Source organism: Halorientalis litorea, from assembly GCF_023028225.1.
Lineage (GTDB): Archaea > Halobacteriota > Halobacteria > Halobacteriales > Haloarculaceae > Halorientalis > Halorientalis litorea.
Map to the genome: position 1 here is coordinate 1,779,092 of NZ_CP095482.1, position 25,516 is coordinate 1,804,607.

Here is a 25,516-nt window from a genome sequence, read left to right on the forward strand (position 1 = left end):
GGAAAAAGCCGGTTGCGGTCTGGTGCGGACGCCCCCACACCGAGAGAAAACGCTTTTTCAGTCGGCGGGGGGTACCCGGAACTGATGAACACGCGCACGCTCCTCAGTCTCGGGGTGGTCGCCCTCGCAGTCCTCGCGGGGTGCAACGCCGCGCCGATGGACAGCGAGCCAGTGTACGGCCCATCGACGACGATGCCCGACGTTCTCGACGGGCACCAGCAGACCATCGAATCGAGCGACTCGTTCCGGTACAACGCCTCGACGAGTATCTCGGCACGGGACGGGTCGGACCAGCAACCCTCACAGAACGTCACCGCCCGAGTGAACACGGCCACGGGGGCCCTCTACGTCCGTCAGCGTCTCGGTGACCGTGCCGTCGTCGAGGGGTACTCTGACGGGAACGGCACCGCCGTCCGTCGCGTCTCCGCGCAGGGGCAGTCCCGCGTCGAAACGGTCGCCGCGGACGACGTGAACGTCACCGGCTACGTCCGCCCGAACCTCGACGGCCAGTTCGACGGGCTCAACTACACACACCGCGGGACCGTCGAGCGAGACGGGCAACTGCTCCACAACTACACGGTCACGAGCGACGGCCTCGGGTTGGCCCAGCCACGGACCGTCGGGCCGTTCTCCTCCTCGGACGTGACCCACGTCGAGAGCCGTCTGCTGGTCACCGACGACGGCGTCGTCCGCTCGCTCACGACCCGGCTGACCGGACAGGTAAACGAGAACACCACGTACGTCTACACCCTCGACATCGGATACGACGGCGTCGGCTCGACGACGGTCACCGAACCGGCGTGGGCCAGTCAGGCAGCGGACGACGCGGACGGGTAGGGCGTCTCACCGTCGTCTCCCGCTCGACAGTGAGCAGAAAGGGCGTACGCAAGGGGAGATCGAGGGCTACGGCCCCCTCGTGAGTATCACATCGGCTGGCGACAGCATCACTCGAGTCCGAGGACCGCCGGCCCGGGCACATCGCGGTTCGCGAGTCGCTCGGGGCCGTAAACCACAACCAGTGTGATTACGAGGCCCACGAGCACCACCGCAGCCGTCCCCTCGGCGAGGAGATTCAGCCACGGGTCGGGGACGCCGCCGGGGACGAGTGCGTCCTTGTCGGCAGGATGGTACAGCCCCATACTGTTGATGCCGGCGTGGAACACGGCGACTGCGAGGACGCTCCCGGTCGAGTTGTACATCCACGTCCAGAGGATGGACCCCGCGAAGATGGTGGCTCCCCAGAGGAGTTGCTGGGAGAGCGGCCACCCGCCGTGAGTCGTGTTGGCGTTCAACAGGAGCGGAAGGTGCCAGAGCGTCCACGCGGCACCGACCAAGAGGCTCGAGACGAGCGCGCTGTACCGGTCCTGAAGGAGCGGGAGCATGAACCCGCGCCAGCCGAGTTCCTCCTGTCCGCCACCCCAGATGGTGCCCCACGCCAGCACGAACAGGTAGATGAGCGGTGACGGTAACGCGCTCACGTCGACCGGGCCGCCGACGAAAACGAACAGCGCGCTCCCGGCCGCGAGGATGACGAGCGGGAGTCCGAGCGCGAGCAGCCACCACTTTGCACCGACGCGCCACTGCAGAAACTGCCCGAACCACGCCCGTAGACTGCCGCCCGACGCCCAGACGACGACTGCCGCACCGACCGGCGGCCCGAACCCCCCGAACCCGGCGAGAATCGACAACGTCCAAGACGCTCCCATCCCCGTCACGACGAGGTACGCCTGTATCGTCCACGTGAACGCGTAGGTGACGAGCAGAAAGCTGGCGATGCGATGGCGGTCGACCAGCGAACGAATGGAGGGTGACATTTGCGAGACAGTCCACGCCGACCGTGATACCGTTACTGGACGGGCAACTGACCGGCACATGCTGCTGTTTCAGCACACGGCTACGGTATCGTCACCCGGCGTGCCCGTACGGTTCGGTCACACGAACCGAACGGTGTCGTCCAGAACCTACGGGACTGTCGGCAGCAGTCTCCCGAGTACAGCGACGCTCGTCGGGAGGAACCGATATTGATTCACCACCGCCAGAAGTCGGTCCCCCGCGTTCCGTTTAGGGGCTTTTAGTGAATGGAACGGGATGCGGGAGTATGGACACACTCCAACCGAACGGCGGGACCCTCCGGGACCATCGATGGTGAACGTCGCGCTCTCGGCGGCACAACTCGTCTTGGCGTTGGTTCTCGTGGTACTGAACGGCTTCTTCGTCGCCGCAGAGTTCGCCTTCGTCCGGATTCGGGGGACCTCTGTCGACCAACTCGCCGAGGAGCGGCGGCCCGGTTCGGGGTCGCTCCAAGAAGTGATGGCGAACCTCGACGACTACCTCGCCACGACGCAACTCGGCATCACTATCGCTTCGCTCGGACTGGGGTGGGTCGGTGAACCCGCGGTGGCGGCACTCATCGACCCCGTCTTGGCACCGATTCTCCCGGCGAATCTCGTCCACCTCGTCGCGTTTGCGGTCGGGTTCAGCCTCATCACGTTTCTCCACGTCGTCTTCGGGGAACTCGCGCCCAAGACACTCGCAATCGCCCAGACCGAGCGACTCTCGCTGTTCCTCGCGCCGCCGATGAAACTCTTCTACTACGTGCTCTACCCGGGCATCGTCGTCTTCAACGGAGCGGCCAACGCGTTTACCCGGTCGCTCGGTGTGCCGCCCGCCTCCGAGACGGACGAGACACTCGGTGAGCGGGAACTCCTCCGGGTACTCACACAGTCCGGCGAGGGCGGGGACATCGACGTGGCAGAAGTGACGATGATAGAGCGCGTCTTCGACCTCGACGACATCTTGGTGCGGGAGGTCATGGTCCCACGGCCGGACGTGGTGAGCGTTCCGGCGGACGCCACGCTCTCCGACCTCCATGCGGTCGTCTTGGAGGCCGGACACACGCGCTATCCGGTCCTCGATGCCGAGGAGGGCGACCAAGCGGTCGGATTCGTCGACGTCAAGGACGTGTTGCGAGCGGAAGTGGACAACGGGGACGCCGAGCGAGTCGATGACCTCGCCCGCGAGATTCTCGTCGTCCCGGAGACGATGACCATCAGGGACCTCCTGATACAGTTCAGGGAGGACCGACAGCAGATGGCCGCAGTCATCGACGAGTGGGGTGTATTCGAGGGAATCGCAACGGTCGAGGACATCGTCGAAGCACTCGTCGGTGACCTTCGGGATGGGTTCGACCTCGACGAGCGTGAACCCTCGATACGCCGGCGGGACGACGAAGGATACGACATCGACGGCGGCGTCCAACTGTCGAAAGTGAACGACACCCTCGCGGGCGACTTCGAGAGCGAGGAGGTCGAAACGATGGGCGGACTGGTGCTCGGACACCTCAACCGCGCGCCGGAACTCGGTGACCGCGTCGAAGTCGCCGGGCACGTCGTCGAGGTGACGGGCGTCGAGGGGACCCGAATTTCGACGGTGTGGGTCCACGAGAGCGAGACCGACGACCCGGCGGTGGAGTGAGCGGGTGTCCTGACTCCCTCGTCTGGGCCCGTCCGACCGCACACCCCCGTCTACCTTTAGAACGGGGTGCCGAACTGGCCACTCGGTTTGTCCGCAGACTCAGCGGTGTGATTCGACTTTGATGACCGGGTCCCCGCTCTGGTCGGCAACGATAGTTACCATCGACGAATCTGCCTCGAACTGGAGGCTCATCTTGAGATTACTCTCGTTGAACAGGCCGTCCAGTGCGTCCGTGTTGATATCTTCACTAATACGCCACTGTTGTTCGAGCACATTCTCGTCGTGAGCTCTTGCAACCGCCGTCACGACTGACGTGCTTAGCTCTTCACCACCCGCTGGTTCGTAGTAAGAATCTTGCGTGTCTCCCATACTCCCAAATTCGACTATCCGTCCAAATGACTTATCGCCATTATATATCACGGAAGTTGCCGTACTGACCGGCTCAGCTATATTCGTGGACAGTCGGTAGTTCACCGATGCGACCCCTCCCTCAAAGCCGCAGGCTACAGCGCGCACGCGCCGTAGTGCGGCGCGATTCGATGGGCCTTGGCGGATCCGCAATCTGCAGGGCCGTGAGCCAGTAGTTTCGAGTGGATTGAGAGCCTGAGACAGCAACTCTAGCCGCGCATCTGGAGAGTGGCTATCGACTACCCGGTGCCTCGGATTGTCGTTCCGCCAGAAACGCCGACGCACGCTCCCGACCCAGCGTCATCAACTCGTCGAGGAAGGCCGGGTCACGGTCGACCTTCGTCGAACAGTGGAACCGTTCGCCCATCTCGATGCGGTGGACCTCGGTCGTCGAGAACTGGTCGGCCGGGAGGTGGCCCTCCCTGACCCACTCGTTGACGCGTCCGATGAACCGCAACTCCTGGTTGAGCGAGATGTTGCCCGAGAGTTCATTGCGGCGGTCCGCGATGACGTCTATCGTCGTCGGTTCTCCCTCGAACTCCTGGGGGTTGATTTGGACGACCCAGAGTTCGTCGGGTTTGCGCTCCGGTGGGACCGCCATGAGGTCGTCGACGGGTGGGTTCTGGGAGAACAAGCCGTCCCAGTGGAAGTGGCCGTTGATTTCGACGGCCTCGAAGAGGTTGGGGACGGCGGCCGACGCCAGCACCGCGTCGGTGGTGACGTCCTCGTTCGTGAACGTCTCGAAGACGCCGGCGTTGACGTTGACCGTCCCGACGACCAGTTCCGGGGCGTCGGCGGTACACAGGTCCGCGATGGCGTCGAAGTCGAGGTGGCGTTCGAGCGTCTCGGTAATCTCTTCTTTCCCGACTTCGGGGCCGGGAATCTGGTACGGGCTGAGCGATGGCAACGGAAAGCCGGTGCTCTCGAGTCGGCTCACGCCCGTCACCCACTGGTTCAGCATCTTATCCGACCAGCTATCGGCGGCGAGGTCGTCCCAGATGGCGTCGAGGATGTCGACGGCCGTCTCGTGGTCGCCGGTGACGATACCGTACCACGCCGCCAGCGCGTTGTAGGCACCGCCGGACGTGCCGCTGATTCCGACGAGTTCGTACTCGTCGTCCCATTCCTCGAGGAGCTGCTGAAGGACGCCAGCAGTGAACGCGGTGTGACTCCCACCGCCTTGGCAAGCGATGGCGACGTTCGTGGTGTCCTCGCCGTCGGCTGTCTCGCCTGTGGCCTCACTCATAGGTGTGGGTGTAGCCGCCGTCGAACAGCAGGTCGGCACCGTTCAGGTGGGCGGCGTGACTGGAGAAGCCGAACGTGAAGAGGTTCGCCACCTCCGCAGGGGTCATCATCTCCTTGGTGCGGGCCTGGCCGAGCATCACGTCCTCGACGACTGCCTGCTCGGAGATGTCCCGCTCCACGGCCGTGTCCTGAATCTGGTTGACCATCAGCGGGGTCAAGACGTACCCGACCGAGACCGAAAAGCCACGGAGCGTGCCGTCGCCCTCGGCCGCAATCGCACGGGTCAGTCCCGTGATGCCGTGTTTGGCGGTGATGTAGGCGGGCTTGTCCTTCGTCGCGTAGTGGCCGTGGACCGAGGACATGTTCGCGATTGCCCCGTGCCCGTCGTCCGTCCCGCGGATGTACGGCATCGTCTCCTGTGCCATTTTGAAGGGCGAACGGAGCATGATGTCGGTCAGGAGGTCGTACTTTTCCATCGGGAACTCGGGGATGCTCGCGATGTGTTGCATCCCGGCGATGTTGGCGACGAACCGAAGGTCACCCTCGGCGGCGGCGGTTTCCGCGACCGCCGCCACGTCCTCGTCGTCCGTGAGGTCGCTCTCGACGGCGTGAATCGGTCCCGACGCGCCGAGGTCGTCCGCGATGGCTTTCGTCTCGTTCAGGCCGTCCTCGTCGATGTCCGCGCCGACGACGGTGAGGCCGTTGGCCGCCAGGCCGACGGCCGTCGCCCGGCCGATGCCCGAGGCCGCCCCCGTCACGATGGCGACGGTCCCGTCGTGGAAGTACGGGTCCTCGAGGACGAGCAGGTCGTCTCGCGTCAGTTCGGGCGCGCTGAGGTCGAAGTCGTCGGTCATTCGTGACTCTACCGAACAGACCCGTCCCGCGCGGATAACGTCATCTCACCCCCGGGTAACCCGGTCACTGGAGGGGAAGCAAGGAGAAACCGACGACGCCCTCGTGATGTACGACCGCGAGACCGACTCCGAGTGGCGACAGCCGTCGGGCGAGTGCCTCGCCGGCGCGTTCGAGGGCCGTCGGCTCACGACGGTTCTGACGGCGACGGCCACGTGGGCCGAGTTCGCGGACGCTTATACCGACGGCGTCGTCCTCCAGCCGGTCCGCGGCGGCGACGGTCCCGGGGACCGGTCGCCGGCCGCCGGGTCACCCCTGCAGCGTCACGAGGCCGCCGTCGAAGGGGTTCCGGTAGTCGATACCGGCCCGCCGGAACACGACGGCCGGGAGGCCGATGTCCGCGAGCAGGAGGCAGTACTGGTCGGGGGTCAGTCCGGTCTTCGGCAGCGCGAGCGTCACGGTCAGGTCGGGGCGGACGTGCGGGCCGGGGGCGTCGCCCGTCGTCGCGTCCACGCCCGAGGGCACGTCCAGCGAGACGACTGGCCCGTCGTCGGCGAGTGCCGTCGCCATCTCGGCGGCCGTGCCGCCCAGCGGTCCCGTCAGCCCGTAGCCGACCAGCGCGTCCACGACCGGTCCCGACGCCGGAACCGCGTCCGGGCCGACGGTCACGGGCACGTCCATCGCGGACAGGATGCCGTGCTGGTGGGCCGCCGCGCCCTCCAGTTCGTCGGGGCTCCGGTCCGTGACCACCCGGACCTCGCGGCCGCGGTTGGCGAGGTGGCGAGCGCAGACGAGGCCGCCTCCGCCGTTCCCGCCGTTTCCCGCGAGCACCGTCACGGGGCCGTCGGTGGCGTACCGGACCGCCCGGGCGAGGCCACGGCCGGCGTTCTCCATCATCTGGAGGAGGGTCACGCCCACGTCCGCGACGGCCACGCGGTCCACCTCGCGCATCTCGGCGGCGGTGACGGCGGGAACGTCGCCGCCCGGAGTCCGGAACGTCTCTGACACACTCGCCGGTTCCTCGGCCACGCACCTAAGCCTGCCCCGACCCGCGGCTCACCGGGTTACTGCGGCGTGAGCTACGGTTTTTCCGCCCGGCGTGGAACCAGGGGCCATGACGCGCGTGGACTTGCTCGACATCGACGACATCCCCGAGGAGTACCACTACCTGTTCACCGACGAGTATCTCGGGGACCGGCACATCTTCCGGGCCTGGGCGCACAACCCCGACGTGCTGGAAGCGACCTTGGAGTACCTGAACACGCTCTACGACCAGTTGACGCCGCGCCGGAAGGAACTGGTCATCCTGACCGTGGCGTGGACTCGCGGGGCTCGGTACGAGTGGCACCAGCACGTCGACATCGCCCGCGAGAAAGGTGTCGCAACCGACGAGATGCGGGCCATCGGCGGCGGCGACTTCTCCGCGTTCCCCGAGGCGGAGTTCGTCCTCTGTCAGTACGCCGAAGCCGTGGCGACCGGGGAGGTGACCGACCAGATTCACGCCGCGCTGGCACGCCACTACGACCCGAGCGAGATCGTCGCCGTCGGATTGCTCGTGGACTTCTACGTCGGACTCTGCAACTACGTCGCCTCGGTCGAGTTGCCCTTCGAGGGCGGCGAGTTCGTCGGGTGGACGCCCGAGGACGAAACCGTCGCCGAGCTGTTCGGATGAGACGGCGACTGGTCGGCGGCGCGCTGGTCACTGTCGGCGTCGCCGTCACGGCCGGGACGGCACTCGGCGCGACAGGCGGCGGTGTGCCCGTCCCCGCCGGGTTCCCGGTGGACCGCTTTCTCGCTCACTGGTGGGTGTTCCCCGCCTCGATAGCCTTCTCGACGGTCGCGCTGGCCTCGGGCGTGTCGGGGGCACTCTTCTTCAGCCCCTTCTTCCTGCTCGGCGTCGGCCTGACGCCCTCCCAGGCCATCGGCGCGGGACTGCTGACGGAGGTGTTCGGGATGGGCAACGGCTTGCGCTCGTACGTCAAACAGCGGGTCGTGGACTTCCAGACCGCGAAGTGGTTGCTGGTCGGGGCGGTCCCCGCCGTGGTCGTCGGCGCGTTCGCCGCTCACTTCGTCGACCCGGACGTTCTGAAGGCGATTTTCGGCGTCGGCCTGCTCGTCCTCGGGGGCTTTCTGGTCTACTACGACCCGGCCGAGGAGTGTGTCCCCGGGGAGTGTGAAGGCGAGTACCTCCGGCGGAAGAACACCGGCCGCGGGACGACCACCGTCGAGGCCGCCGACGGCGAGACGTTCACCTACGACACCTGCTGGCGGCCGCCGGGCGTCGCGCTCTCGACGGTCGGCGCGTTCGTCACCGGCCTCATCAGTGCGGGGTTGCCCGAAATCGTGACCACACAACTGGTCGTGCGCTGTCGCGTGCCGCCGCGCGTGGCCGTGGCGACGAGCGTGTTCGTCCTCGCAATCGCCGCCGCGGCCGGGGCACTCGTCCACGCGCTCACTGCGACGCCGGTCTGGTACGTCGTCGCGTGGTCGATTCCCGGCGTCCTCGTCGGCGGCACGGTCGGGACCCGGGTCGGCAAGTACCTCCCGAGCGACCTGATGGAGGTGGGGTTGGGCATCGTCTTCGGCCTCGTGGGGACGCTCATCCTCGTCACCGAGTTCGTCCTCGCCTGAGTTACCTCCGTGTAACGGACTTTCGCGAACCTCAACACGGCATTTGTACCCCGGTCGCAAAGCAGTTACCAGAAGTAACCTGTTTTCCGGGCGAACCTGCACGGAGTGGTCACACACATGGTACAAGCAACTCTGGTCAACGGACTCGCGGGTGGCGTAGTGGCGACGATAGTCATGACCGTCTTCATGATGGCACTGGGCGACGACTCACCGCCGCCGACGGCGGTGCTGTGGGCGAAGTACGTCGGCGACGGCCCGCCTGAGGACTACATGATGCCCGGGATGGCCCTGCACATGCTGTACGGGCTCGGTGCTGGCGTGGCGTTCGCGCTCGCCGTGCCGCTGTTGGGTCTGACGGTCACGCTGACGACGGCGGTTGGGCTCGGGATAGCCTACGGGCTCGGCCTGACGGTGGTCGGCGCGGTCCTGTGGATGCGCATCGTCCTCGGGATGGAGCCGGAGCCGCCGCAGGTGGCGATGTTCACCTTCTTCCACCTCGTCTACGGCGTCGTCCTCGGCGCGCTCGTCGGCGTCGGCGTCCTATAGGGCGTCGAGCCGGTCGCTGACGCTCGTTCGCTCGGTACCGTTCCGCGAGGGAGTCACGTGGGTCAGGTCGCCGTCCCGGTACTCGGCGAGCACGATTCGCGGGAAGACGATGCCCGTGACCCGCGACCCCGTCAGCAGTGACTTCGTATCCCGTTCCTCGAACCCGACCAGTTCGCGGCCCCGCTCGTCGGCCCACTGCCGGAAGGCCTCGTACCGGTCGAGCAGCCGCCTGCCGGGTTCGGTCTCGGCGGTCACCGACTCGGGGCAGACACACTCGCCACAGAGCCGAACGTCGAGGGTACTGACCCGCCCCTCGGCGTCGAGCGTCCGGAGCCGCTCGACCACCTGCTCCTGCTGGTCGCGGGCGTCGGTCGGCGCGAGCGAGCGGACGAACAGCTCCGCTCGCGGCGGTCGCTCCGACACGTTACCCGGCTCCGTCGTGGCGGCGACGCGTGTCTCGGATTTGGTGCACGCGAGTCACTTTTCGTGACCGCCGTTTGAGCCTGACTGAGGTTCGCGTAACGGGGTGAGTCGGAGGTACGGAAGGCGTATTGTGGCCTGACTCGAACGTCGGAACAATCGGCACCAACTCCCATGACCGTGTCCCCGACCCGGCTGCTCGCGTTCGTCGTCGACCGCTACGACGAGCAGGGCTGCCCGCTCACAGCCACCGACGCGGCAACCGACCTCGACGTGCCGCCAGCCACCGTCGCGGCCCGGTTCGAGCGACTGGCCGACTGTGACCTGCTCTCCGCCGTCGAAGGGGGATATCGCCCGACGGTCACCGCACGCGAACTCCTCGCGCTCGACTGTGACGGCGACGTGGTGGTGGTCGACCCGGACCCGTGAGAGGGCACACTATTTTGCTCCCGGCCCGTGACACTCCAGTACCGACCGACCCACATGACCGACGACGACAGCGGGACCGAACTGGACCTGCGCGACCGGCAGTACGGTATCTACCAGTGCAACGACTGCGAGAACGTCGCGCTCACTTTGCGGGACTGCGACGGCGGGATGACCTGTCACGGCGAGCCGATGGAGCGAGTGACCGACCTCGCAATCGACGTGCAACCGCCCGACATCAAGCAGGTCCTGCTGGACGCGTTCGACCTCCCCAAGCCCGGACTCGACATCTGCCTCTGTGTCATCGGCGACGGCCCGATGCCACCGGCCGACGTGGCCGACGAGTTGGGCTACGACGAGTCGACCGTCCGCCGGTATCTCAACCGCCTCGTGGACATCGGCCTCCTCCAGAAGTCACAGCTCAACCGCGAGGACGGCGGCTTCGTCAACGTCTACCACTCCATCGACGTGGCGACGATGCGCCGGGAGACGCTCGTGGGATTCTACGCGTGGGCGGGCGAGGCGGCGGTGCTCATCGAGGAGGCCAACGTCACCAAAGCGGAGTACCTCGACGAGGACTACAGCGAGGGCTTGGACGAGGTGTTCTGGGAACGGTTCGAGCGCGAGTCCTGATACAAGTATCTACCGGTGACGTGGAGCGGCGACGCGCCTCGGAAGCGTCTTCATACGGGTGGCTGGCGTCGGTCCACCCATGAGTTCGGACTCACACTACGCGACCGAACGGCCCGGTATCGACCGCAGTACCGCCTCGGTGTCCACCGACGTCGACGAGACGCTGGTGTCGATGCAGGACATCGTCGGCCGGAAGTGGCATCCGCCCATCGTCTACCACCTCCTCGCGGACGGCCCGCTGGGGTTCAGTTCGCTCAAGGGCCGCGTCGACGGCATCTCCTCGAAGATGCTCTCTGAGAGCCTCGACGCGCTCGACGCCGCCGGCGTGGTCGAACGCGCCATCGTCAGCGACAGTCCGGTCCGAGTCGAGTACGCGCTCACCGAGCGCGGCGCGTCGCTCGAACCGCTCATCGAGGAGATGGTCTCGTGGGGGGACGCCTACGACGCCGACGACCAGCCCGAATCGGGGGACGGACGTGCCGTCGCACCGGCGGAGGGCGAGTGAGATGGCCCACCACGACCTGCTGGTGGTCGGCGGCGGCACCGGGAACAACGTCGCGGCGGCGGGCGCGGACGCGGGACTGGACACCGCGTTGATAGAGCCGGGGCCGCTCGGCGGGACGTGTCTGAACCGGGGCTGTAACCCCTCGAAGATGCTCATCCAGGCGGCGACGGCCGCCAATCACGTCCGCGAGGCCGACCGATTCAACGTTGACGCCACGCTGGAGGGCGTGGACTTCGCCGCCGTGGTCGACGACATGGACGAGACGCTGTCGGGACTGGCCGAGGGGATGGCCGACGACTACCGCGAGCGTGAGAACCTCACGCTGTACGGTGAGTACGTCGAGTTCGTGGACGAGCGGACCGTCGACGTGGACGGCGAGCGTGTCAGTGCCGACAAGGTCGTGGTCGCCGCGGGGTCCCGCCCGCTGGTCCCACCCATCGACGGACTGGACGAGGTCGACCCACTCACGAGTGACGACGCGCTGTACCTTCGCGACCAGCCCGACTCGCTCGTGATTCTGGGCGGCGGGTACATCGCCGTGGAGTTGGGGTACTTCTTCGAGTCGATGGGGACCGACGTGACCATCGTCGAGATGCTCGACTCACTTGTGCCGCGGGAGGACCCGGACGTGGCCGAGACGTTCACCGATATCGCACACGACCGCCACGACGTGTACACCGGTTACCGCGTCACTGCCGTCGAATCCGACGGCGACGGTGTCGTCGCACACGCCGAGGCCGAGGACGGCGACGAGATTCGGGTCTCGGGCGACGAACTGCTGGCCGCGTTCGGTCGCCGCCCGAACACGGACACGCTCTCGGTCGAGGCCGCCGGTATCGAGACGGACGACGACGGCTTCGTCGTCACGAACGACCGCCTCGAAACGTCCGCCGAGAACGTCTGGGCGCAGGGCGACATCGCCGACAACGCGATGTTCAAACACTCCGGTGACTACGAGACCGAAACCGTGGTCGAGAACGCGGTCCACGACGGCGACGCCACCGCGGACTTCACCGCGATGCCCCACGCAATCTTCACCGAGCCACAGATGGCCGGCGTCGGGGAGACGGAGGCCGACCTCGCCGACACCGACCGGGAGTACGTCGTCGGTCGGCAGTCACTGCCGGACACGCCGATGGGCCGGGCGAAGAAACTCGACGCGGGGTTCGTGAAGGTACTCGCCGCGCCGGACGGCGAGATTCTGGGCTGTCACGCACTGGGCTACGAGGCGACCACGATGATTCACGAGGTGGTGGTAGCGATGCGGGCCGGGTCGGGCCACGTCCACGATATCCGGGACACCATCCACGCCCACCCGACGCTGAACAAGGCCGTCGAGTACGCTTTTGAGGACGTGCCGGTCTGACCCCGCGCGTCAGCAGTCCACGAGGTCACAGTCGAAGACGAACGCCTCCTGCAGGTTCTCGACCTCCTCGACCATCGTCTCCACGTCGGGCCGGTCGCCCGGCGTCTCGCCCTCGTAGGCGTAGACGATTTCGGGGTCACCCTCGCGCGTGTCGAGGATGACCGTTTCGGGCATCCGCCCGATGACGTCGTGGAGCTGGCCCAGCGCGCCGAACCGCGTGGGCTGGTCGTACTTCTCGGCGACTTCCTTGCCCGGGTCCGCCAACAGGGGGAAGGGGAGGTCGAACGAGTCCTGCCAGTCGGCGGCCTTCTCCCGGGAGTCCGGCAGAATCGGGACCACCGCGGCGTTCAGCTCGGCGAACGACCGTGCCTGTTCCGCCACCGACTGGACCTGTGCCTTGCACTTCGGGCAGTGGTAGTCCCGGAGCAGGAGCAAGACGGCGAAGTCGGCCGTCTCGGCGACCTGTGCGAGCGAGAGGGGGTCCGGCCCGACGCCGACGTTCGGCAACTCGAACGACGGCGTGGCCGTCTCCTCGGGAGCGTGCTGTGACACAGCTCGTCGTTCCCGCGGCAAACCCATCACTATTTTGTAACGTCCGGGTAAGCCGGTAAGCGGACGGCAACCGGGATACGCGAGCGTAACCGCAGTGCGTTCGGGTCGAACCCGCTCGTGCCGGGAGACTGCTGGCTCCGAGCGGGTCACTCGACCGTAACTGGGGGTTCAATAGCGAGGACGGCATCACGGTGGGCATGGAGGAGTTCGACTTCTTGGTCATCGGTTCGGGGTCAGGCCTCGAGGTGGCGAGCGTCGCGGCCAACCGCGGTGAGTCCGTCGCCGTCGTCGAGAAGGGACCACTCGGCGGGACCTGTCTCAACCGTGGCTGTATCCCTTCGAAGATGCTCCTGTACCACGCCGACGTGCTCGAGACTATCGAACGCGCCGACGAGTTCGGTATCGAAGCCACTGTCGAGGACGTGGCCTTCGGGGACATCGTGCGCGAGGTCACCGAGGACGTGGCCGAGGACGCCGCATCGATCCGGCGTGGGCTCCGCTCGTCGTCCCAGCACACGCTGTTCGAGGGCGAGGCCCGGTTCGTGGACGAGCGCACGGTGGACGTCTCGGGTGGCGAGGACGACGGGGCACGCCTCCGTGCGGAGACGGTCCTCGTCGCCGCCGGAACCCGGCCCGCTGTCCCCGACATCGACGGGATAGACGGGGTGGACTACCTGACCAGCACCGAGGCTCTGCAACTCGAAACACCGCCGGACAGCATGGTCGTCGTGGGCGGGGGGTACATCGCGGCCGAGTTGGGGCACTTCTTCGGGACGTTCGGCACCGACGTGACCGTCGTCGGCCGCCGTCCGTACCTCCTCCCCGAGGCAGACCCCGAGGTGGCCGCGGCGTTCACCGACCTGTACGCCGACCGATTTACACTCCACACCGGCCACGCTGCCACGGCCGTCTCGGCCAACGGCGACGGAGTCTCCGTCGAAGCGCGGCCCTACGAGTACGGCCCCGACGGCGGCGTCGTCGAGGGCGGGGAGACCGTAACCGCCACCGGCGAGGAGTTGCTGGTGGCGGCCGGTCGAGTGCCCAACACCGACACGCTGAACCTCGACGCGGCGGGCATCGAGACTGACGACGACGGGTTCGTCGAGACCGACGAGTACCTGCGGACCACTGCCGACGGCGTGTGGGCGTTGGGCGACATCGTCGGCGAGTATCTCCTGAAACACAGTGCGAACCACGAGGCCCGGACGGTCGCCCGGAACGTCTACGGTGAGAACCTCGAACCGGTCGACTACACCGCGATGCCGTACGCCGTCTTCGCCTCGCCGGAGGTGGCGGGCGTGGGGGCCCGCGAACCGGACCTCCAGGACGCAGGGCGCGAGTACGCGACCAACACGTACCGCTACGAAGACACTGCCCGCGGCGACGCGATGCACGCCGACGGGTTCGTGAAGGCCATCGTGGACCTCGACGGCGAGATTCTGGGCTGTCACGTCGTCGGTCCCGATGCCTCGACGCTGATACAGGAGGTCGTCGTGGCGATGAAAGCCGGGTCCGGAACGGTGCGGGACATCCGCGAGTCCGTCCACGTCCATCCGGCCCTCCCGGAGGTGGTCCAGCGGGCCTTCTCCGGGCAATTCTCGCGCGGTGGCAGTCATCACCAACACGACCACTAACTCGTTCCGATAGCTCACCCACCTGTAAACCAGACCGTCCGCGACGACGCGTCGGCCTGTGAGTTCTGTGCGGGCGCGTTCGGTGTCGACGAGGCTGTGGCAGACCCCGGCGTGGTGACGCTCGACAACCACGATGGCCACCCGAGCATTCAGTCGCTAGTCGACGACGACTACCAGATTGTCACGTTCTGAACGGTGGTGGAGTGAAACTGGCACTCCGCAACGGGCGGCGGTGGCTAAATCTGACCTGAAAGCAACAACAGAATATAAATTAACCTTCTCAATCACCCTGTGGCGTGAAATCGTTGGCTCACAATCGTGCAAACTATGGATGGGCCCTGGCGGATTTGAACCGCAGTCGCAACGAGTTGCTCCCTGCTTCGAATCCGCGGGCTACGTCTCACACGCGCCGCAGTGCGGCGCGGTTCCATGGGCCCTGGCGGATTTGAACCACCGACCGCCCGGTGTCTCACAACCCTGCCGAACGGACAGTAGTTGATATGAGCCGGGTGCTCTAACCAGACTAAGCTAAGGGCCCTCGTGTGCCGAAATTCCGCCCGCCCCGTCTTTAGCCTATCGGGAGAGGGGGAGAACGCCACCGCCAGGATTCGAACCTGGGACAACCTCGTCTCTGCGGCGAACAGGCGAGACCTACTCGCCGTAACAGCGAGGTGCTCTACCAACTGAGCTACGGCGGCCCGTTGCACTCTCTTCTACCCCCGAGTCGATTGAAAGGGTTTTCGTTTCGTCCCGGCATCGACACGCTTTCACTCGGTCACCGGAAACGACGGGACATGAGCGACGAGTTCGGGGCCGTCGTCGAACGAGTCCGCGAACGGGTCACGCCCGACCCCGAGGAACGAGACCGCCTCCGGGCGGTCACCGAGCGACTCACCGAACGCACGGCGGCCGCCGTCGCGGACCTTCCGGTCGAGGCCGACATCGTCCTCGTGGGCAGTACCGCCCGCGGGACGTGGCTGGCGGGGGACCGCGACGTGGACCTGTTCGTGCAGTTCCCGCCGGACCTCGACCGCGAGCGACTCGAAGAGTACGGCCTCCGCATCGGACGGGCGGTTCTCCCGGACGGCCGCGAAGAGTACGCCGAACACCCCTACACGGTCGGCGAGTTCGAGGGTTTCACCGTCGACTTGGTGCCCTGCTACGACGTGGCCGACGCGACGGCCATCCAGTCGGCCGTCGACCGCACCCCCTTCCACACGGCCTATCTGGAGGACCGACTCGACGACGACCTCGCCGACGCCGTCCGCGTCTGCAAGGCCTTCCTGAAGGGTATCGGCGTGTACGGGAGCGACCTCAAGACGCGGGGGTTCTCGGGCTACCTGACGGAACTGCTCGTCGTCGAGTACGGCGGCTTCCGGCCGCTCCTCGACGCCGCCGCCGACTGGCACCCGCCGGTCGAACTCGACCCCGAAGCCCACGGGGAGACCACCTTCGAGACGCCGCTCGTCGTCGTCGACCCCACCGACCCCGGGCGCAACGTCGCGGCGGTCTGTTCGGCGGCGAACCTCGCGCGGTTCCAACACTACGCCCGCGAGCTCCTCGCCGACCCGCGCGAGGGCCTGTTCGAACCGGACGACCCGGCCCCGCTCGACCCGGCCGCGTTCCGGGAGGCTGTCGCGGACCGCGGGACGACGCCTGTCGCCGTCCGGTTCGACGCGCCCGACGTGGTCGAGGACCAACTGTGGCCACAACTCAGGAAGTCACTCTCTGGCGTCACGGACGAACTCGACCGGCGCGGGTTCGACGTGTTCCGGGCCGACGCCTTCGCCGACGACCACGCGGTGGTCTTCGCGGAACTCGCGGTCACCGAGCGGCCACGCGTCGAACGGCACGAGGGGCCGCCGGTCCACGTTCGCGACCACGCCGAGGGCTTCTGCGGGGCTTACGCCGACGACGACGGCGTGTACGGCCCCTTCGTCGCGGACGACCGCTACGTCGTCGAGCGCGAGCGGGCGTTTTCGACCGCGACCGAGTTCCTCGACAGCGACGCTCTCTTGGAAGTCGCACTGGGTGCCCACGTCGAGACGGCACTCGAAGACGGCTACGAGGTGCTGGTCGGCGACGAGACGGCGGTGCTGTGCGAGGAGTTCGGGCCGGCACTCGCGCGTTACTTCTCGCCGAAGCCCTGACGACGAACGGATTCGAGGACGCCCAGTGCCCGGTCTGCAGGGTCATCGTCGGGTTCGACCGGCTCCCGGCCGTCGAACACCTCGTGGACCATACTGACGCTCTCTGCGAGCGTGTCGAGGCCGTACCCACCTTCGAGGACGAACGCGAGGCCCGCGTCGGCGTCGTCGGCGATGTCGCGGAAGCGGTCCGCGAGCGCGCCGTACCCCTCCGTCGAGACCCGCATCCGCGAGATGGGGTCGTGGCGGTGGGCGTCGAAGCCCGCACTCACAAGCACCACGTCGGGGTCGAAGTCGACGAGCGCGGGGCCGACGATGTCGTCGACGGCCGCGCAGTACTCCGGGTCACCGCTCCCGGCGGGGAACGGGACGTTCAGCGTCGTCCCCTCGCCGTCGCCCGCACCAGTCTCCTCCACGTCGCCGGACCCGGGGTAGATGCCGTCCTCGTGGACCGAGGCGTAGAACACGTCGCCGTCCTCGTAGAAGATGTCCTGAATGCCGTTGCCGTGGTGGACGTCCCAGTCGAAGATTGCGGCACGGTCGGCTTGTCCCTCCTCGATGACGTGCCGGGCGGCGACGGCGGCGTTGTTGACGAAACAGAACCCCATCGCGTCGTCCGCGACGGCGTGGTGGCCCGGCGGGCGGCCGAGCGCGAACGGCGTCGTTCGCCCCGCGTCGCCGTCGATGGCTCGTTCCGCCGCCCACATCGCCTGTCCGGCGGCCGCCAGCGCGGCGTCCCACGTCGCCTCGACGGCCACGGTGTCGGCGTCCCACTCGCCGCCGCCGTCGTCACAGAACTTCTTGAACGAGTCCACGTACTCGTCGTCGTGGACGGCTCGGACGGCCGACTCGGGCGCGGCGTCGGCGGCCACGTATTCGACGCCGTGTTTGCGGGCGAGCGACCGCCGAATCGCCCGGAGACGGTCGGGACTCTCGGGGTGGCGGTACCCTGTGGTGTGGTCGAGGCAGTCCTCGTGGTAGCCGAATTTCATTCGAAGTACTGGGCCAGTTCGAAGTACATCGTCACGTCCTCGGCTTTCACCGTCCGCCGCCCGGCGTGGTGGGCGAGTTCGGCCGCGGCCGCGGCGACGGCGTCGGCGAAGGATTCGAGCACGTCCGCGAGGGCGATGCGCGCGTCCATCGACACCCGATAGGCGTCGTCGATGTCCAGCCGTGCGATGCGGTCGACCGGTGCCACCGGCAGTTCCAACGAACTCTTCTCCGGCACCGTCTCGACGCCGAAGTCGTCCGCCATCAGCGTCTTCCGTCCGTCGGCCGTCGCCGACTCGGCGGCGTCGACGGCCAGTCGCGCGCCGCGTCGCTGGATGCGTCGTGCGAGCTCCTCTGCCGCCCCCGCGCTCACGCGCAGGTTGCCTGCGTTCCGTCGGATGACTGTATCGACCGGCGCGAACGGGAGCTCGACACTCATACGATGTACCGGGGCTGTTGCGTTCTTAAGCCTTTTCGTGGCTGTTCACGGTCGCTTAGCCGCTAGAAGACGTCGTCGGCGTCTAACCGACCGTCCTCGACGTGTCCGCGTGCGGTGACCTCCTGCCCGAGTTGGAGGGTCGCACTCGTCTCGACGCTCATCGTCTCCTCGCCGTCGTCGAGGACGACGGGGTCGCCCGTCTGGACGACTGTCCCGGTGAACTCGACGGGGGCTTCCGCGTCGGCGGCCGCGTCGGCTCCGTCGGTCTCGGCCGACCCCGCCGTCGCGTCGCCCGTCGTCGTACCGCCGTCGCCCGCCGCGCCGTCAGCGAACTGCCCGAGACCGGCGTTCTCGTCGTCGCCGCCCGCCTCGTCGGCACCGCCTGTGGAGACGTTCGTCGCGTCGTCGTCGAGGACGACGACCGTCGACCGCCAGTTCGCCGACGCTTCGAGGTCGTCCTGCCAGCCGTCGTCGACCTCGACGTCCGCGAGGAACACCTCGTCACCGGGCCGGAGGTCCTTGTCGGCCTTGTCGCCCCACAGCGCGACGCGGATGTCGCCGCTCTCGTCTTGGACCCGGACGTTCCGCACCTGTCCCTCGCTCCCGTCGTCGCGGTCGAACGTCCGCTTGGGGTCGGCCGACCGGACGACCCCGCCGATGTCGACGGTCTGGTCGATCTCCACCGCGTCGATGGGCGTCGTCTCGGGCGTGAACTCGACCGTGTCTTCGACCTCCTCGACGGCACCGCGGTCGCCGACGTGGAGTTCGAGGTCGCCGTCGCGTTCGCGGACGTAGCCGTCGACCACCTCGACGGCCGTCCCGGCCGACAGTTCCTCGGCGCGCTCGGCCCGTTCGTCCCACATCGTCACGCGGACCTGTCCGGTCTCGTCGCCCAGCGCGAGGTTCGCGACCTGTCCCTCGGTGCCGTCGTCGCGGTCGAAGGTCCGGACGGACTCGGTGTCCAGCACCAACCCGCGGACGTTCACGTCGGACTGTCCCAGCGTCAGCGTGTCGACGGTCGTCCGCCCGTCGAGGTTCACGTCGATGTCGGCGTCCTCGTCCTGTTCGACCTTGTCGACGCTCACTTCGAGGCCGTTGTAGCCGTCCTTCGGGTGGCCCTTGATGCGGAGCGTGTCGCCCGCTTCGAGTTCGCCGTCGGCGGCGGCCGCGGCCTGTTGGTCCCAAAACGAGAGGGTGACCGACCCGGTTTCGTCGGCCGCCTCGACGTTGAGGACGCGGCCGTCCTCGTCCTCACCGTCGCGCTCGAAGGTTCGCAGGTCGCCGACTTTCGTCACTCGTGCGATGAACTTCACCTCGTCCATCCCCGGTTCGATGTCGGCGATGCCGTTGACCTCGCCGTCTTTCAGTTCGTGAGCGATGAGCATCGCCGCCGTCTCGTCGTCGGCGAGCCCCCCCATCTGTTCGACTTTCTGTTCGACCGCTTCGCGGAACTCCTCTTCGGACACGTCCGTGTCGAGGTCCGCGTACACGTCCTCTATCGCACCCATTGTCCTGTGTCCCTCCTCAGTACTGGCTCTGTCGTCGTTCGTTTCCCATCCATTGCTCGTGACCACGGGTCCTCGGACCCGTCACTCTCAGCGAGTATAGTAGCGGCAAGCCCGAAATAGTTTAGCAAACGGTGACGGGTGGCCGGCCGCGGACCCCCCGGCACCGCCCCGTGCCCGCGGACGGTGCGGTCACTCTGCGAACTCCTCGGCCGCCAGCGCGAGTGCCGAGTCGAGGTCGAGCGGTCCACGCTCGGCCAGTCGCTCCCGGAACACCTGCACCGTCTCCGGGTCGGGGTCGACGCCGGCGCGGTCGAGGAGCGTCCGCGCCCCGCTCTCGCCCGTCGGCGCGCCGAACACGAGATGGCGCTCCCCGCCGAATTCGGCCGGGTCGTACGGCTCCAGCGTCGCGGGGTCGGCCAGCATCGCGGCTGTGTGGATGCCCGACTCGTGTTCGTGTATCTCCCTGCCCAGCACGGCCTTGCGCTCGTCGTACCCCTCCCCGAGCCTCGCCAACACCGAGCGACAGGTCGGGACCAGCGTCTCCGTATCGACCCCGAGGTCGTCGCCCAAGTCGACCGCACACGCGGCGACGACTTCTTCGAGCGCGCTGTTCCCGGCCCGTTCGCCCAGCGACGCGACGCTCACGTCCGCCTTCCCGACGCCCACGTCGTAGGCCGCGAGCGCGTTCGCCGTCCCACAGCCCATGTCGTCGTGGAAGTGGACGCCCACGCGGTCGAACGACACCGCCTCGTCCAGCGCGTCGAGGTGCCGGCGGACGGTGACCGGCGTGCGCGCGCCCACGGTGTCCGCGAGCGTCACGAACGGCACGTCCGGCACCGTCGCGAATATCTCCCGCAGGTGGGCGGGGTCCGTGCGGAACGCGTCGGCAAGCGTGACGTGCGGCGTCCCGCCCCGGTCACGGACGTACTCGACGGCCTCGCCCAGCATCGTCAGCATCTCCTCGCGGGCGGTCCCGAGCAGGTGTTCGAGGTGCCGGTCCGACGCCGAGACGAACACCTCGACGACGTCCGCGTCGGCGTCGACGGCGGCGTCGATGTCGGGTTCGAGTGCCCGGGCGAGCGCGACGATTTCGGCGTCGGTCGTTCCGGCGAGTGTCGCGACGACCGCCCGGTCTTTCTCGCCCGTCGCCGGAAAGCCCGGCTGGATGAACGGGAGACCCAACGCGTCCAGTTCGCGGGCGCAGGCTATCTTCTGGTCGGCGGTGTAGGACCGCCCCGGCATCTGGTCGCCCTCGCGGAGCGTCACGTCGTTCAGGAGCATCAGATGACCCCCTCGACCTCCAGTTCGGCGAGTTCCTCGTTGGAGAAGCCCAGTTCGTCGCCGTACACCTCGTAGTTGTGTTCGCCGTGAGCGGGACCGAGAAACTCCACGTCGCCGGGCGTCCGCGAGAACTTCGGTATCGGGCCGAACGTCTCGATTTCGCCCACGTCCGGGTCGTCGACGGTCACGAAGTCGTCACGCGCTCGAAACTGCTCGTCCGCGCGGATGTCGGCCATGTCGTAGACGGGACCGACGATGGCGTCGTGGGCCTCCAGTATCTCGATTGCCTCCTCGGTCGTGTGCCGGCGCGTCCACGCCTCGATTTCCGCGTCCAGTGCCGCGACGTTCTCGACCCGCGTCTCGTTGTCGGCAAAGCGCGGGTCGTCTATCAGTTCGGGCTTGCCGATGGCCTCGGCGACTCGCTCGAAGACCTTCTGGTTGGACGCCGAGAGGGTCATGTACCCGTCGGCCGTCTCGTAGATGTTCCGCGGTGCGGTGCTGGGGTGGCGGTTGCCCGTCCGCTCGCGGACGTGACCATCGTAGTCGTAGGCCTCCACCTCGCCGAAGAACAGCCGCCAGAGCGGCTCGGTGAGCGACACGTCGATTACCTGTCCCTCGCCGCTCCCGCCACGGCCGACATCGCGCTCGAACACCGCCATCAGCGTGGCCTGCAGTGCGAACTGCGCGGCGGTCTGGTCGGCCAGCGCGATGGGGGGCAACAGCGGTTCCCGGTCGGGGAACCCGTTGGCGTGTGCCCAGCCCGCGATACCCTCCGCGATGGTGCCGAAGCCCGGTTTCTGTGACTTCGGGCCGGTCTGTCCGTACCCCGAGAGCCGGACCATGATTGCCCGCTCGTTGACCGCGTGGATGTCCTCGGGACCGAGGCCCCACTGCTCCATCGTCCCCGGGCGGAAGTTCTCGAACACCACGTCGGCGTCCGCGACGAGGTCGAGCGCGATGTCCCGCCCTCGCTCCGTCGCCAAATCCAGCGTCACGCACCGCTTGTTCCGGCCCAACGACTTCCACGCCAGCGAGACGCCCTCCTCGGTCATCACCGGCCACTCGCGGATGGGGTCGCCCACCTCGGGGTGTTCGACCATCACCACGTCCGCCCCGAAATCGCCCATCAGCGTCGTCGCGAAGGCTCCGCTGATGATACCCGACATGTCGATGACGCGCAAGCCGTCCAACGGTCCCTGTCGCGCTCTCGCAGTCATGGTGCTATTACAGGCACCCCGGGTGAAAAGCCGTTGTGCCGACTGGCGGCGAGTGGGTCCGTGCGTTCCCGTCGACGCGGTTCGGGCAATGCGAACACATAACTTCAGCCGTCGGTTACTCCCGCCCGAGTCGTACCTCAGGGGACAGACGACACCTATGCGCCGACTGCTCGACAGCGACGACCGACGCCCGCTCGTGCTCCTCGCTCTCGTCGTCGTCGCACTCCTCGCTGGCTGTAGCTTCTTCGCGCAGTCGGCCGACTCGACGGCGACGCTTCCGAACGCCACGGCGGCCGCCGAGCAGTACGAACGACTCGACACCGTCCAGTTGACGATAAACGCCACCAGCGAACGCGCGGGGAACACCAGTTGGTCGGTCCAGCGGCTCTCGATGCGGCCGGGAACCGGCGACTTCAGAAACGTCGTCCGTGCCACCGGGTCGGACTCGGCGACGAACCACTCGCTCGGCGTCGGGTCCCGCATCGTCTCGAACGGGTCGGTCAGGTACATCTACGCCACCCGGAGCGACACGGTCACTCGGTCACCCGTCTCGGAGCCGAACGGCAGTCGGGTCGCGGACATCCGACGGCTGTTCGGCGAACTCCGCGACGACGACAACGGGACCATCCGCCGGCCGACGCCGGGCATCTCACAACTCCCGACCGTTCCCGCGGATTCGCAGTCGTCGACCGGAGCGGCAAACGAGTCCGTCGAGTGGCGCGAGAACCGCGTGACCGTCCAGTACCGCGGCACCGAGTCCGTCGCCGGACGGTCGACGTACGTCGTCGAACTGCGACCGGCGACCGACAACGCCTCGCTCGCCGAGGCGACCCTGTGGCTCGACACGGAGTACCTCTATCCACTCAAGCGACACTCGGTCACTTTCCACCGCGGCGACCGCTACGAGTTCACGTCGATCGCCCGGAACGTGACCTTCGACGCCGACCTGTCCGACGGTACCTTCGAGTTCGACGTCAGTAGCCTCCCCGAGAACGTCTCCGTCGTGCGCAGCAACTCCTTCGACTCCCGGCGGGAGATGGTGGCGACGCTCGACCGGTCGGTCCCCGACCCGACCGTCCCCGAGGCGTTCGAATTCGACAGCGGGTACTACCGCCGCGACGACGGTCGTCACCTCTCGGTGACCTACACGACGGCCGACGACCGCGAGTCGATTCGTGTCTCGGTGTTCTCCGAACCCGGGAACCTCTCCGGGCGGCAGGTGACCATCGACGGACGGCAGGCGGCCATATCGACGTTCCGCGACCGGCGGTTCCTGCATTTCAACGACGACGGGCGGCAGTTCTCGGTGTCCGGGACGGTGGCAAACGCCACGCTCCGCGACGTTGCAGGGTCGCTGGTCGACGACTGATACCCCTCTCACTTCGGCGGCGTCGCGCTCGCGGACCCGTACGCGGCCGTCGTTACCCCGACGCGCCCGCTGTGGCCGTCGTGTGTGACGCTGATTTCGCTCGGGACGGCGTCGTAGGTCAACCGGAGGTCGTACTCGATTTCGGCGATACACTGCCCGCAGGCGTCGACATTCTCCCGGCGGCGCGTCTCGACGACCACCGACGACCGGCCGTCCTCGCCGTCCGTGACCGACGCGAGGCCGGCCGTCCGACAGAGGTCGCTCGCGTCGATGTTCCCCGTCACGACCACCTCGCTCGCCTCCTCGTCGAACGCCACGTCGGCGTCGTTCCCGGCGTCGCTACAGGATACGTCCGTGACCTGAAACAGGTAGTCGACACCGTTCATCCGCCCGCTCTGCTCCCCGGCCGGTGGCGGACTCCCCGGCGACTCCGTCGTCCCGCCGTCGACCGGTTCCGAGAGCGTGTCCGTCTCCCGTGGTGCGGTGGTCGTCTCCTCGCCCGGACTGCTCCCATTGCCGTCCGTCCCGCCGTTCCCGTCACCCGTACAGCCAGCCAACACGCCGAGCGTTGCCGTCCCAGCGACGGCTTCCACGAACGTCCGTCGGTTCATACTCGTCCTGTGACTGGCCGGGGAAAAGGCCCTTGTGTAGGCAAAAAGGGCCGTTTGACTCACCCGAGGGCAGGGTGGCGGCCGAATCGTAACCCCTTTACACGCAACCGCGGTAGCAGTGAGTGAGTCCTGATAGGGTAGTGGACTATCCTCTTGGCTTGCGGAGCCAGGGACCGGAGTTCAAATCTCCGTCAGGACGTTCATTCCTCGCGGATGCTTCGCTTCGCTCAGCATCCGCCTCGTCACTCACGTCCTGACTTGCCCCACGCTCGTTTCACTCGCGTGGGACTCCGTCAGGACGTTCCCATCGGCGCAACGACTGTGAGCGGAGCGAACCGTTCGCGCCGATGGCACAGGCACCGGCCGACGGCTACCCCGCGGCAGCACTCGTACGCGGCACTCGCACTCCGACACGTACGAGTGCCGTGTCAGGCTGCTCTCGACACATCCGCGAGAAGCGGTGACCGAACGCCAGCGAACAACTCATTCCCCTACCTATCGTTGCTTTCGGTTACGCGGAGAGACGCTCCCGTATCAATACTTTTTCTGATTCCGTGTGGACTACGTACACATCAAGTTCAGTATACTCCGAAGTTCGAAAATCCCAGCCCGAACTTGAGCTCAGCTCAACCGCAATCGTCTCCCCTGCACTCCACTGCTGGTCGTCGGCGTCCTCGTAAATCGGCCCAGTGTTAACGTTACTGGCAAACGGTCCCTGGTCTATGACATCGGTGTCATCTGCAAGGTCAGTACTTCCTTGGATGTTACTATCATCTAAAGTATAGGTAAAGAATCCGTCTCCAGGGAGGTCCACTAGCCGAACCTGTTCACCTCGCTCGGGTACCCGCAAGACGATTTCTATCGACTCGACATCGACCGTGTCACCCGCGACGTGAGTAATACGCACAACTTGGTCCTCGTCATCCGCTCCAGCCACAAACTCTCCCGACGATTCGGCGACGTTCGGACCGGGGTCCCGTATCGAATCTCCGATGTCGAACACGAGCACAGACACCGTTGCTGCGAGAATAACTACGACCGCAGCCATGAGAATGATTGAAATGACGGGAACTGCAGCGCGGCGATACTGTGACACGAGAGCTGATACGTCTTATGGCCGGAAGTATCTTTAGAAGGTACCGACGTAAACGTATGTGGCCGTCCGCACATCAAGAGACAGCGAGACTGCGAGTCGCTGAGTACGTTTGTTCGTGTTCACTCACACGTACGAGGAGTCGTAGATAGCGGACCCGTTCACCGAC

Annotated in this window: 26 protein-coding genes, 3 tRNA genes and 2 pseudogenes; 15 read left to right on the plus strand and 16 right to left on the minus strand. The window is 66.9% G+C overall.

The window, feature by feature from the left end:
- Window positions 1-84 precede the first annotated feature (84 nt).
- Entirely contained in the window at window positions 85-837 is a 753-nt protein-coding gene (locus MUG95_RS09625) for a DUF7537 family lipoprotein (RefSeq protein WP_247006066.1), read from the plus strand.
- Window positions 838-944: 107 nt separating this feature from the next.
- On the opposite strand, the gene MUG95_RS09630 is transcribed toward MUG95_RS09625, so the two are convergent.
- On the minus strand, window positions 945-1,814 hold the full coding sequence (locus MUG95_RS09630) for a type II CAAX endopeptidase family protein (RefSeq protein ID WP_247006068.1): 870 nt from the start codon (window positions 1,812-1,814) through the stop codon (window positions 945-947).
- A 328-nt stretch (window positions 1,815-2,142) separates the two neighbouring features.
- On the opposite strand from MUG95_RS09630, the gene MUG95_RS09635 reads away from it, so the two are divergent.
- Window positions 2,143-3,474 carry a hemolysin family protein gene (locus MUG95_RS09635; RefSeq protein ID WP_247006070.1) on the plus strand — a complete coding sequence of 444 codons (1,332 nt, stop codon included), beginning with the start codon at window positions 2,143-2,145 and terminating at the stop codon, window positions 3,472-3,474.
- A gap of 99 nt (window positions 3,475-3,573) precedes the next feature.
- Here the strand turns inward: MUG95_RS09635 and MUG95_RS09640 are convergent, their stop codons facing one another.
- From MUG95_RS09640 to MUG95_RS09650, 3 genes are all read right to left on the minus strand, one after another.
- The gene (locus MUG95_RS09640) at window positions 3,574-3,843 is read right to left on the minus strand and encodes a HalOD1 output domain-containing protein (protein WP_247006072.1); all 270 of its coding nucleotides are present in this window, start codon (window positions 3,841-3,843) and stop codon (window positions 3,574-3,576) included.
- A 271-nt stretch (window positions 3,844-4,114) separates the two neighbouring features.
- Window positions 4,115-5,128 (minus strand): patatin-like phospholipase family protein, encoded by a 1,014-nt coding sequence (locus tag MUG95_RS09645; RefSeq protein WP_247006073.1) that lies wholly within the window; start codon window positions 5,126-5,128, stop codon window positions 4,115-4,117.
- A complete protein-coding gene (locus tag MUG95_RS09650; protein WP_247006075.1) occupies window positions 5,121-5,981 on the minus strand; it encodes an SDR family oxidoreductase in 861 nt (286 codons plus the stop codon). The genes MUG95_RS09645 and MUG95_RS09650 overlap by 8 nt, the downstream gene beginning before the upstream one ends.
- Before the next feature lie 106 nt (window positions 5,982-6,087).
- Here MUG95_RS09650 and MUG95_RS17050 point away from each other — a divergent pair.
- Window positions 6,088-6,231: pseudogene (locus MUG95_RS17050) on the plus strand (DUF3179 domain-containing (seleno)protein); the annotation flags it as partial.
- Between the two features lie 57 nt (window positions 6,232-6,288).
- Here the strand turns inward: MUG95_RS17050 and MUG95_RS09660 are convergent.
- Window positions 6,289-6,987: an NAD(P)H-hydrate epimerase gene (locus MUG95_RS09660; RefSeq protein ID WP_247006077.1), complete on the minus strand. Its 699-nt coding sequence runs from the start codon at window positions 6,985-6,987 to the stop codon at window positions 6,289-6,291.
- A gap of 106 nt (window positions 6,988-7,093) precedes the next feature.
- On the opposite strand from MUG95_RS09660, the gene MUG95_RS09665 reads away from it, so the two are divergent.
- The 3 genes from MUG95_RS09665 to MUG95_RS09675 all read left to right on the plus strand — a co-directional run bounded on the left by MUG95_RS09665 (window position 7,094) and on the right by MUG95_RS09675 (window position 9,156).
- Complete coding sequence (locus MUG95_RS09665; protein WP_247006079.1) at window positions 7,094-7,651, plus strand: carboxymuconolactone decarboxylase family protein; 558 nt, start codon at window positions 7,094-7,096, stop codon at window positions 7,649-7,651.
- Complete coding sequence (locus MUG95_RS09670; protein WP_247006081.1) at window positions 7,648-8,610, plus strand: sulfite exporter TauE/SafE family protein; 963 nt, start codon at window positions 7,648-7,650, stop codon at window positions 8,608-8,610. Before MUG95_RS09665 ends, MUG95_RS09670 begins: the two co-directional genes overlap by 4 nt.
- A 117-nt stretch (window positions 8,611-8,727) precedes the next feature.
- Complete coding sequence (locus tag MUG95_RS09675; RefSeq protein ID WP_247006083.1) at window positions 8,728-9,156, plus strand: hypothetical protein; 429 nt, start codon at window positions 8,728-8,730, stop codon at window positions 9,154-9,156.
- On the opposite strand, the gene MUG95_RS09680 is transcribed toward MUG95_RS09675, so the two are convergent.
- On the minus strand, window positions 9,151-9,579 hold the full coding sequence (locus MUG95_RS09680; RefSeq protein WP_247006084.1) for an HTH domain-containing protein: 429 nt from the start codon (window positions 9,577-9,579) through the stop codon (window positions 9,151-9,153). The genes MUG95_RS09675 and MUG95_RS09680 overlap by 6 nt on opposite strands.
- Before the next feature lie 171 nt (window positions 9,580-9,750).
- On the opposite strand from MUG95_RS09680, the gene MUG95_RS09685 reads away from it, so the two are divergent.
- The 4 genes from MUG95_RS09685 (at window position 9,751) to MUG95_RS09700 (ending at window position 12,506) form a co-directional block, all read left to right on the plus strand.
- Window positions 9,751-10,005 (plus strand): helix-turn-helix domain-containing protein, encoded by a 255-nt coding sequence (locus MUG95_RS09685; protein WP_247006089.1) that lies wholly within the window; start codon window positions 9,751-9,753, stop codon window positions 10,003-10,005.
- 54 nt (window positions 10,006-10,059) lie between these two features.
- A complete protein-coding gene (locus MUG95_RS09690; RefSeq protein ID WP_247006091.1) occupies window positions 10,060-10,635 on the plus strand; it encodes a helix-turn-helix domain-containing protein in 576 nt (191 codons plus the stop codon).
- 79 nt (window positions 10,636-10,714) lie between these two features.
- Complete coding sequence (locus tag MUG95_RS09695; protein ID WP_372608171.1) at window positions 10,715-11,140, plus strand: winged helix-turn-helix transcriptional regulator; 426 nt, start codon at window positions 10,715-10,717, stop codon at window positions 11,138-11,140.
- 1 nt (window position 11,141) lies between these two features.
- Window positions 11,142-12,506 carry a dihydrolipoyl dehydrogenase gene (locus tag MUG95_RS09700; RefSeq protein ID WP_247006093.1) on the plus strand — a complete coding sequence of 455 codons (1,365 nt, stop codon included), beginning with the start codon at window positions 11,142-11,144 and terminating at the stop codon, window positions 12,504-12,506.
- A gap of 9 nt (window positions 12,507-12,515) precedes the next feature.
- On the opposite strand, the gene MUG95_RS09705 is transcribed toward MUG95_RS09700, so the two are convergent.
- A complete protein-coding gene (locus MUG95_RS09705) occupies window positions 12,516-13,058 on the minus strand; it encodes a peroxiredoxin family protein (RefSeq protein WP_247006095.1) in 543 nt (180 codons plus the stop codon).
- A gap of 197 nt (window positions 13,059-13,255) precedes the next feature.
- Between MUG95_RS09705 and MUG95_RS09710 the strand changes: the two genes are divergently transcribed.
- Complete coding sequence (locus tag MUG95_RS09710) at window positions 13,256-14,692, plus strand: dihydrolipoyl dehydrogenase (protein WP_247006097.1); 1,437 nt, start codon at window positions 13,256-13,258, stop codon at window positions 14,690-14,692.
- Window positions 14,693-14,722: 30 nt separating this feature from the next.
- Window positions 14,723-14,884, plus strand: a pseudogene (locus tag MUG95_RS17100) (DsrE family protein); the annotation flags it as partial.
- 238 nt (window positions 14,885-15,122) lie between these two features.
- Here MUG95_RS17100 and MUG95_RS09715 read toward each other — a convergent pair.
- Together MUG95_RS09715 and MUG95_RS09720 are read right to left on the minus strand one after the other, a co-directional pair.
- Window positions 15,123-15,230, minus strand: a tRNA-Ile gene (locus MUG95_RS09715).
- Between the two features lie 55 nt (window positions 15,231-15,285).
- Window positions 15,286-15,390, minus strand: a tRNA-Asn gene (locus MUG95_RS09720).
- 96 nt (window positions 15,391-15,486) lie between these two features.
- Between MUG95_RS09720 and cca the strand changes: the two genes are divergently transcribed.
- Window positions 15,487-16,842, plus strand: coding sequence for a CCA tRNA nucleotidyltransferase (cca, locus tag MUG95_RS09725; RefSeq protein ID WP_247006099.1), 1,356 nt, complete (start codon window positions 15,487-15,489; stop codon window positions 16,840-16,842).
- Here cca and MUG95_RS09730 read toward each other — a convergent pair.
- The 5 genes from MUG95_RS09730 to MUG95_RS09755 all read right to left on the minus strand — a co-directional run bounded on the left by MUG95_RS09730 (window position 16,821) and on the right by MUG95_RS09755 (window position 22,274).
- Window positions 16,821-17,831 (minus strand): histone deacetylase family protein, encoded by a 1,011-nt coding sequence (locus MUG95_RS09730; protein ID WP_247006101.1) that lies wholly within the window; start codon window positions 17,829-17,831, stop codon window positions 16,821-16,823. The genes cca and MUG95_RS09730 overlap by 22 nt on opposite strands.
- Window positions 17,828-18,268 (minus strand): histone, encoded by a 441-nt coding sequence (locus tag MUG95_RS16950; protein ID WP_308219562.1) that lies wholly within the window; start codon window positions 18,266-18,268, stop codon window positions 17,828-17,830. Before MUG95_RS16950 ends, MUG95_RS09730 begins: the two co-directional genes overlap by 4 nt.
- Before the next feature lie 62 nt (window positions 18,269-18,330).
- Complete coding sequence (locus tag MUG95_RS09745) at window positions 18,331-19,776, minus strand: single-stranded DNA binding protein (protein ID WP_247006102.1); 1,446 nt, start codon at window positions 19,774-19,776, stop codon at window positions 18,331-18,333.
- Between the two features lie 189 nt (window positions 19,777-19,965).
- Window positions 19,966-21,057 carry a LeuA family protein gene (locus MUG95_RS09750; RefSeq protein ID WP_247006104.1) on the minus strand — a complete coding sequence of 364 codons (1,092 nt, stop codon included), beginning with the start codon at window positions 21,055-21,057 and terminating at the stop codon, window positions 19,966-19,968.
- Window positions 21,057-22,274, minus strand: a complete 1,218-nt coding sequence (locus tag MUG95_RS09755; RefSeq protein ID WP_247006105.1) for a CaiB/BaiF CoA transferase family protein — start codon at window positions 22,272-22,274, stop codon at window positions 21,057-21,059. The genes MUG95_RS09750 and MUG95_RS09755 overlap by 1 nt, the downstream gene beginning before the upstream one ends.
- A 157-nt stretch (window positions 22,275-22,431) precedes the next feature.
- Between MUG95_RS09755 and MUG95_RS09760 the strand changes: the two genes are divergently transcribed.
- On the plus strand, window positions 22,432-23,643 hold the full coding sequence (locus MUG95_RS09760) for a hypothetical protein (RefSeq protein WP_247006108.1): 1,212 nt from the start codon (window positions 22,432-22,434) through the stop codon (window positions 23,641-23,643).
- Between the two features lie 8 nt (window positions 23,644-23,651).
- Here the strand turns inward: MUG95_RS09760 and MUG95_RS09765 are convergent, their stop codons facing one another.
- Window positions 23,652-24,254, minus strand: a complete 603-nt coding sequence (locus MUG95_RS09765) for a hypothetical protein (RefSeq protein WP_247006110.1) — start codon at window positions 24,252-24,254, stop codon at window positions 23,652-23,654.
- A 126-nt stretch (window positions 24,255-24,380) separates the two neighbouring features.
- Between MUG95_RS09765 and MUG95_RS09770 the strand changes: the two genes are divergently transcribed.
- Window positions 24,381-24,453 (plus strand) — tRNA-Arg (locus MUG95_RS09770).
- Between the two features lie 312 nt (window positions 24,454-24,765).
- Here MUG95_RS09770 and MUG95_RS09775 read toward each other — a convergent pair.
- Window positions 24,766-25,350, minus strand: coding sequence for a type IV pilin domain-containing protein (locus MUG95_RS09775; RefSeq protein WP_247006113.1), 585 nt, complete (start codon window positions 25,348-25,350; stop codon window positions 24,766-24,768).
- Between the last annotated feature and the right edge of the window lie 166 nt (window positions 25,351-25,516).

Coding starts and splice junctions, on each gene's coding strand:
- MUG95_RS09625 (WP_247006066.1), top strand. CDS start 85: ATGAACACGCGCACGCTCCTCAGTCTCGGGGTGGTCGCCCTCGCAGTC.
- MUG95_RS09630 (WP_247006068.1), bottom strand. CDS start 1,814: ATGTCACCCTCCATTCGTTCGCTGGTCGACCGCCATCGCATCGCCAGC.
- MUG95_RS09635 (WP_247006070.1), top strand. CDS start 2,143: ATGGTGAACGTCGCGCTCTCGGCGGCACAACTCGTCTTGGCGTTGGTT.
- MUG95_RS09640 (WP_247006072.1), bottom strand. CDS start 3,843: ATGGGAGACACGCAAGATTCTTACTACGAACCAGCGGGTGGTGAAGAG.
- MUG95_RS09645 (WP_247006073.1), bottom strand. CDS start 5,128: ATGAGTGAGGCCACAGGCGAGACAGCCGACGGCGAGGACACCACGAAC.
- MUG95_RS09650 (WP_247006075.1), bottom strand. CDS start 5,981: ATGACCGACGACTTCGACCTCAGCGCGCCCGAACTGACGCGAGACGAC.
- MUG95_RS09665 (WP_247006079.1), top strand. CDS start 7,094: ATGACGCGCGTGGACTTGCTCGACATCGACGACATCCCCGAGGAGTAC.
- MUG95_RS09670 (WP_247006081.1), top strand. CDS start 7,648: ATGAGACGGCGACTGGTCGGCGGCGCGCTGGTCACTGTCGGCGTCGCC.
- MUG95_RS09675 (WP_247006083.1), top strand. CDS start 8,728: ATGGTACAAGCAACTCTGGTCAACGGACTCGCGGGTGGCGTAGTGGCG.
- MUG95_RS09685 (WP_247006089.1), top strand. CDS start 9,751: ATGACCGTGTCCCCGACCCGGCTGCTCGCGTTCGTCGTCGACCGCTAC.
- MUG95_RS09690 (WP_247006091.1), top strand. CDS start 10,060: ATGACCGACGACGACAGCGGGACCGAACTGGACCTGCGCGACCGGCAG.
- MUG95_RS09695 (WP_372608171.1), top strand. CDS start 10,715: ATGAGTTCGGACTCACACTACGCGACCGAACGGCCCGGTATCGACCGC.
- MUG95_RS09700 (WP_247006093.1), top strand. CDS start 11,142: ATGGCCCACCACGACCTGCTGGTGGTCGGCGGCGGCACCGGGAACAAC.
- MUG95_RS09710 (WP_247006097.1), top strand. CDS start 13,256: ATGGAGGAGTTCGACTTCTTGGTCATCGGTTCGGGGTCAGGCCTCGAG.
- cca (WP_247006099.1), top strand. CDS start 15,487: ATGAGCGACGAGTTCGGGGCCGTCGTCGAACGAGTCCGCGAACGGGTC.
- MUG95_RS09730 (WP_247006101.1), bottom strand. CDS start 17,831: ATGAAATTCGGCTACCACGAGGACTGCCTCGACCACACCACAGGGTAC.
- MUG95_RS16950 (WP_308219562.1), bottom strand. CDS start 18,268: ATGAGTGTCGAGCTCCCGTTCGCGCCGGTCGATACAGTCATCCGACGG.
- MUG95_RS09745 (WP_247006102.1), bottom strand. CDS start 19,776: ATGGGTGCGATAGAGGACGTGTACGCGGACCTCGACACGGACGTGTCC.
- MUG95_RS09750 (WP_247006104.1), bottom strand. CDS start 21,057: ATGCTCCTGAACGACGTGACGCTCCGCGAGGGCGACCAGATGCCGGGG.
- MUG95_RS09755 (WP_247006105.1), bottom strand. CDS start 22,274: ATGACTGCGAGAGCGCGACAGGGACCGTTGGACGGCTTGCGCGTCATC.
- MUG95_RS09760 (WP_247006108.1), top strand. CDS start 22,432: ATGCGCCGACTGCTCGACAGCGACGACCGACGCCCGCTCGTGCTCCTC.
- MUG95_RS09765 (WP_247006110.1), bottom strand. CDS start 24,254: ATGAACCGACGGACGTTCGTGGAAGCCGTCGCTGGGACGGCAACGCTC.